General features: G+C 66.3%; 5 protein-coding genes. All 5 read right to left on the bottom strand.

What is annotated here, in order from left to right; genetic code table 11:
- Positions 1-1,219, bottom strand: a 1,219-nt coding sequence (locus L0977_RS25630) for a methyl-accepting chemotaxis protein (protein WP_326491089.1), incomplete at its 3' end; no start/stop codon positions are given.
- 2 nt (positions 1,220-1,221) lie between these two features.
- Complete coding sequence (locus L0977_RS19975) at positions 1,222-3,204, bottom strand: Cache 3/Cache 2 fusion domain-containing protein (RefSeq protein ID WP_234266622.1); 1,983 nt, start codon at positions 3,202-3,204, stop codon at positions 1,222-1,224.
- A gap of 22 nt (positions 3,205-3,226) precedes the next feature.
- Positions 3,227-3,757, bottom strand: a complete 531-nt coding sequence (locus L0977_RS19970) for a chemotaxis protein CheW (RefSeq protein WP_234266621.1) — start codon at positions 3,755-3,757, stop codon at positions 3,227-3,229.
- A 214-nt stretch (positions 3,758-3,971) separates the two neighbouring features.
- The gene (locus L0977_RS19965) at positions 3,972-4,502 is read right to left on the bottom strand and encodes a chemotaxis protein CheW (RefSeq protein WP_234266620.1); all 531 of its coding nucleotides are present in this window, start codon (positions 4,500-4,502) and stop codon (positions 3,972-3,974) included.
- Positions 4,503-4,515: 13 nt separating this feature from the next.
- On the bottom strand, positions 4,516-6,276 hold the full coding sequence (locus L0977_RS25625; protein WP_326491088.1) for a methyl-accepting chemotaxis protein: 1,761 nt from the start codon (positions 6,274-6,276) through the stop codon (positions 4,516-4,518).
- Positions 6,277-6,408: the final 132 nt, after the last annotated feature.

The raw sequence follows: 6,408 nt of genomic DNA, 5'->3' as shown, positions 1-6,408 counted from the left end.
CCTCGGCACTGCGCTGCGCCAGGTTGCGCACCTCACCGGCCACCACCGCAAAGCCCCGGCCCTGCTCGCCCGCTCGCGCCGCTTCCACCGCCGCGTTCAGCGCCAGGATGTTGGTCTGGAACGCAATGCCGTCGATCACGCCGATGATGTCGCTGATCTTCTTGCTGCTGTGGTTGATCGCTTCCATCGTCGAGACCACCTGCGACACCACCTGGCCCCCGCGCGCTGCCGTCTCGGCCGCGCTGGCCGCCAGTTGGTTGGCCTGCCGCGCCGCTTCGGCGCTCTGGCGCACCGTGCTGTTGAGCTCTTCCATCGACGCTGCCGTCTGTTGCAGGTTGCTCGCCGTCTGCTCCGTGCGCGAACTCAGGTCCTGGTTCCCGCTCGCAATCTGCGTCGACGCCGTCCCGATGCTCTCCGTCGCCGAACGCACCTGCACCACCGTCTTGAACAGGGATTCGCGCATGCTGCCCAGCGACCGCAACAGATCGCCCAGCTCGTCGAGCCGTCGGGTCTGCACCGAATGCGTCAGGTCACCCCGGGCCACGGTTTCCGCGACGCCCACGGCTTCGCGCAAGGGCGTGGTCACCGAGCGGGTGATCCACCAGGCGATCACGATGCCCAGCGCCACCGCCACCAGGGCGATGCCCAGCAAGGTCCAGGACTCGGTCTTCAGCCCCTCGCGGCTGTCGGTCACGGCCTGGTCAACCAGGCCATGCTGCAGCTTGCGCAAAGCTTCCATGGCCCCCATGTAGCGCTCGACCGCCGGCACCAGGTCGTTTTGCAGCATCGCACCGGCCTTGTCGACATCGCCCGAAGCCAGCGTGCTGAAGTAGGCCTTGCGAACGTCGATGTACTCCTTGCGCCGCGCCGTGATGCCCTCCAGCAGCGCCTTGCCCTGCGCCGACTCGATGGACTTCTCCAGGTCGCTTTGCAGGGCATTGATGCGCTCCGAGGTCTGCGCAATCAGCGGTTTGAAGTACGCATCCACCTCTGCATGGTTGCCCGACTTGGCCAGGGCCATCACCCGGTTGATGTTCAGGTTCGTGTTCTGCAGCCACTCATCGGCCAGCATCGCCCGGCGCTCCATCTCGACCATGCGCTGCTGCTCTTGTCCGGCCAGCGACAGCGAATACAGGGCCACCGCGGTCAAGCCGGCCAGCAGGGCCAGCACGATCCCGAACCCGCCCCCCAAACGCCATCCGATTTTCCAATTGCCCATGTTCATGACTCCTCTGCGGCCGTGGCTCCGTGCACGACCGCGGCCTGACTGGCGGAGGCGTCGACGCGGAACACCTGCACCACCTGCGCCAACCGCTGCGCCTGCTCCCGCAGGCTCTCCGCCGCCGCCGCACTCTCTTCCACCAACGCCGCGTTCTGCTGCGTCATCTGGTCCAGCTGGTTCACCGCCACGTTGATCTGGCCGATCCCCTGGCTCTGCTCGCCCGCCGCCGCCGTGATCTCGCCGATGATGTCGCTCACCCGCTGCACCGAGGCCACGATCTCTCCCATCGTCTGCCCCGCTTCGCCCACCAGCCGGCTGCCCGCGTCCACCTTGTCCACGCTGGCGCCGATCAGGCCCTTGATTTCCTTGGCCGCTTCGGCACTGCGCTGCGCCAGGTTGCGCACCTCACCAGCCACCACCGCAAAGCCCCGGCCCTGCTCGCCCGCTCGCGCCGCTTCCACCGCCGCGTTCAGCGCCAGGATGTTGGTCTGGAACGCAATGCCGTCGATCACGCCGATGATGTCGCTGATCTTCTTGCTGCTGTGGTTGATCGCTTCCATCGTCGAGACCACCTGCGACACCACCTGGCCTCCGCGCGCTGCCGTCTCGGCCGCGCTGGCCGCCAGTTGGTTGGCCTGCCGCGCCGCTTCGGCGCTCTGGCGCACCGTGCTGTTGAGCTCTTCCATCGACGCTGCCGTCTGCTGCAGGTTGCTCGCCGTCTGCTCCGTGCGCGAACTCAGGTCCTGGTTCCCGCTCGCAATCTGCGTCGACGCCGTCCCGATGCTCTCCGTCGCCGAACGCAGTTGCTGCATCATCCCGGCGAAGCGCGACCGCATGCCTTCCACCTCGGTCACCAGGCGGCCGATTTCGTCGCGCCGGTCGGAGCGGAACACCTGCGTGAGATCGCCTTGCGCGACGCTGGTGACCGCCCCGGTCAGCTCGGACAGCGGGCGGCTGACGTTGCGCTGCACCAGCAGATACAGACCGACGCCGAGAATCACCGTCGTCAGGGCCAGCAGCGCCCAGAAGGCCTGGATCGTCGACCAGTACGAGGCCATGGCCTCGCGGTCCGACACCTCGGCCACCACCCACCAGCCCCCGGCCTGGGCCGTGCGCTTGACCAGCCAGGGATCGGCCATCCCGGCCGCCACCAGTGGCACCGCATCGCGAATGAACACGTTGGCCGATCCGCGCAGCGTGGCCAGCATGGGCGCAGCGCCGGGCATGGCTTCCAGCACCTTGTGGCCGGCCGCTGTGGGATGCATGACAAACACAGCCTCTTCATCGCTGCGGCGCGGGTCGATGACCACGGTGGCGCCAGACTCATGGAAGCGGGCATTGGTCACCAGCTTTTCCAGCGACGTCTGGAAATCGGTGATGTCGTAGCCGATGAACAGGATGCCCACCACCTGACCCGCCTCGTTGCGCACCGGCTCGTAATGCGTCATGTAGGGCTTGCCGAACAGCACGGCGCGGCCGGTGAAGGTCTTGCCTTCGAGCATCAGCGCATAGGCCGGGTGGTCGCGCGCCAGCAGCGTGCCGACGGCGCGCTCGCCGTCCTCTTTTTTCAGCGACGTGGTGATGCGCTCGAAATCATCGCCCTTGCGCATGAACACGGTGGCCACGCCACCGTTGGCCTGTGCGAAGGTGTCGACCTCGCCGAAATCACCGTTGAGCAGCATGCCCCAGCTCTTGAGGTGCCCGCTGTCGGCGTCCAGTTCAAAATGCTCTGCAAACTTCTTGCGAAAGGGCTGGTAGGCCCGTTCGGTCATGAGGCGCGCCGTCGCATCGAAGGCGTCCACCGCCTCGGCCACCGAGGCGGCCTTGTCGCCCACCACCTCGACCAGGCGATCGCGCGAGCGCTCTTCGGCCACCACAGCCATGCCGGCACTGAGCACCACCAGCACCCCGGCCAGCAAGGCCACTGCCAGCAGGGCCACGCGCCGGGCCAGGGATTGTTTGTCGGGCGAAGAGGTCTTCATCGTGGCGGCTCCGGTCAGCGCATCAGGCCATCTGGCGGGTGGCGTCGATCAGGCCCATGTCGGCACTGCCCATCAGCCCTTCGATGTCCATCAGGATCAGCATGCGCTCGCCCACGCTCGCAATCCCCGTGATGAAGCTCGTGTCCACCGCCGTGTGCATCTCCGGCGCCGGCTTGATCAGGTCCGCCCCCAGCTGCAGAACGTCCGAGACCGAATCCACCACCGCGCCCACCACCCGGCCGTGCACGTTCAGCACGATCACCACCGTGAACCCGTTGTATTCCACCGTCGGGCAGCCCAGCTTGATGCGCAGGTCCACCACCGGCACGATCACTCCGCGCAGGTTCACCACCCCCTTGATGAACCCCGGCGCGTTCGCGATCCGCGTAGGTTCTTCGTACGAACGGATTTCCTGCACCCGCAGGATGTCGATGCCGTACTCCTCACCTCCCAGACGAAAGGTCAGGTACTCCGCGTTGGCCTTCTGGCCCAGCGCCGCCGTCCTCACCCCTTCCTGGCTCGCCAACTGCTGGCCTTCTTTGAGCATGTCCATGAGCATCGTCCCCCAATAAACAGACAAGGTTCATGAACTATCGGCCCCCGGGCCGCCGGCTGAAGTCGGAATAAGGTGCTCAAAACGGGGACAAACCCGGGCGCGCGGGTACTTTTGGGTACCTAAGCATTCATTCAGCGCCCCGTCGGCCACCATGACCGACGAACGGCACACCGCCTGACCGCGCCCGCGAAGCGCATGCCGCCAGCCTGTTTCAGGCCATGCGGCGGGTGGCGTCGATCAGGCCCATGTCGGCGCTGCCCATCAGCCCTTCGATGTCCATCAGGATCAGCATGCGCTCGCCCACGCTCGCAATCCCCGTGATGAAGCTCGTGTCCACCGCCGTGTGCATCTCCGGCGCCGGCTTGATCAAGTCCGCCCCCAGCTGCAGAACGTCCGAGACCGAATCCACCACCGCGCCCACCACCCGGCCGTGCACGTTCAGCACGATCACCACCGTGAACCCGTTGTATTCCACCGTCGGGCAGCCCAGCTTGATGCGCAGGTCCACCACCGGCACGATCACTCCGCGCAGGTTCACCACCCCCTTGATGAACCCCGGCGCGTTCGCGATCCGCGTAGGTTCTTCGTACGAACGGATTTCCTGCACCCGCAGGATGTCGATGCCGTACTCCTCACCTCCCAGACGAAAGGTCAGGTACTCCGCGTTGGCCTTCTGGCCCAGCGCCGCCGTCCTCACCCCTTCCTGGCTCGCCAACTGCTGGCCTTCTTTGAGCATGTCCATGGTGCGCCCCGGATCAGAAGTTTTCCCACTCGCCTTCGTCGGAAGACGCTTTGGCCACCGACGCCGATACCGGCCGCTTGAGCTCGGGAGCGGCGAGGGCCGGCCGCTTGGGTGCCGACGCCACAGGCTTGGGCCGCTGTTGCGGCCTGGACAGCGGGGTCGCTGGCGGACGGTGCGCCGCTGCGGAGGGCGCCGAAGGCGCCCAGGTCGTGACCGCGGCGGCGGCGTCGGTGCGGAACACGCTGACGGCCTGCACCAGCTGGTCGGCCTGCTGGCGCAGGCTGGCGGCGGCAGAAGCGCTTTCTTCCACCAGCGCCGCGTTCTGCTGCGTGGTCTGGTCCATGCTGCTGACCGCTTCGGCCACTTGGTTGACGCCGGCGTTCTGCTCCTGGCTGGCGCTGCTGATCTCGCCCACGATGTCGGTCACGCGCTGAATCGACTGCACCACCTCCTGCATGGTCGAGCCGGCCCGGTCCACCAGGGTCGTGCCCTGTTCCACGCGCTCGACGCTGGCGCTGATGAGCTGCTTGATTTCCTTGGCCGCTTCGGCGCTGCGCTGGGCCAGCGTGCGCACCTCACCAGCCACCACCGCAAAGCCCCGGCCCTGCTCGCCCGCTCGCGCCGCTTCCACCGCCGCGTTCAGCGCCAGGATGTTGGTCTGGAAGGCAATGCCGTCGATGGTGCCGATGATGTCGCTGATCTTCTGGCTGCTGTGCTGGATCTCGCGCATGGTGGTCACCACCTGGCTGACCACCTCACCACCCTGCACGGCCACGCTGCTGGCACTGGCCGCCAACTGACTGGCCGCACGCGCGTTGTCGGCGTTCTGCTGGGCCGTCGAGCCCATTTCCTCCATCGATGCCGAGGTCTCCTCCAGCGCAGAAGCCTGCTGCTCGGTGCGGCTGGACAGATCCTGGTTGCCCTGCGCAATCTGCGCGCTGGCCGTGGCCACGCCTTCAGCGTTCTGCCGCACGCTGCCGACCAGCTCGGACAGCGCCTTCTGCATCTTCTGCATCGCCGTCAGCAACTGCCCGGTCTCGTCCTGGCGGCCACCGGCATCGATGGTCTGGGTCAGGTCGCCTGCGGCGATGTGGTCCGCCACCCGCACCGCGTCGTTGAGCGGCCGCACGATGGAGCGGGCGATCAGCCAGGCAAACAGACTGCCCAGGGCGATCACCGCCACCAGCATGCCGATGATCAAGTTGCGCGATTCGCTGAACAGCACATTGCCCTGGTGGCTGGCGTTCGAAGCGCCGGTGGCATTGAGGTCGACCAGCTTCAGCAGCGTGGCCGACGCCGAGTCGAACAGCTTCTGCGACTCCCCATTGAGCAGCGCCATGGCCTCTTCAGTGCGGTTCTCGCGCGAAAGGGCCAGCAGCTTCTGGTGTTCGGCCTCGTAGCGGCCCCATTCCGCCGAAAAGCCCTCGTACAGCGTCTTTTCCTCCGGCGAAGCAATGAGTTTGGCGTAGGCCGCTCGCTGGGTTTCGATCTCGCCCTTCAGCGTCTCCATCAATTTTTCCAGATGGCTCATGCTGCCCGCGTCCTGCGCCAGCACGTGACGCAGCTCCAGGATGCGGAAGTCCGAGGTCTGCGTATTGATTGCCGAGGTGATCGACGCACTGGGCAACCAGTTGGTTTCGATATCGAACGAAATCCGGTTGAGGCCGTTCATGCTCGATAAGGCAAACAGGCCAAAGGCCAGCACCAGGGCCAGCACCAACGCGAACGCACCGCCCAGCCGGGAGCCAATGCGAAGGTTAGAAATGAAGTTCATGGGGTCTCTCTCTTGTCGACGGATCGGCACACGTCTCCACCTGTGCAGAAGAACCGGGGTGTCAAGCGCCCCCGTGGCGCGCTCGGGTGTCTCATCGCGACGAATGTGGCCCCCGTCGCACCGGCTATCGAC

This window comes from Hydrogenophaga sp. NFH-34, assembly GCF_021401345.1.
GTDB lineage: Bacteria > Pseudomonadota > Gammaproteobacteria > Burkholderiales > Burkholderiaceae_C > Hydrogenophaga > Hydrogenophaga electricum.
The sequence above is the reverse complement of the archived record's forward strand: the minus strand, read 5'-3'. Positions and strand labels throughout refer to the sequence as shown.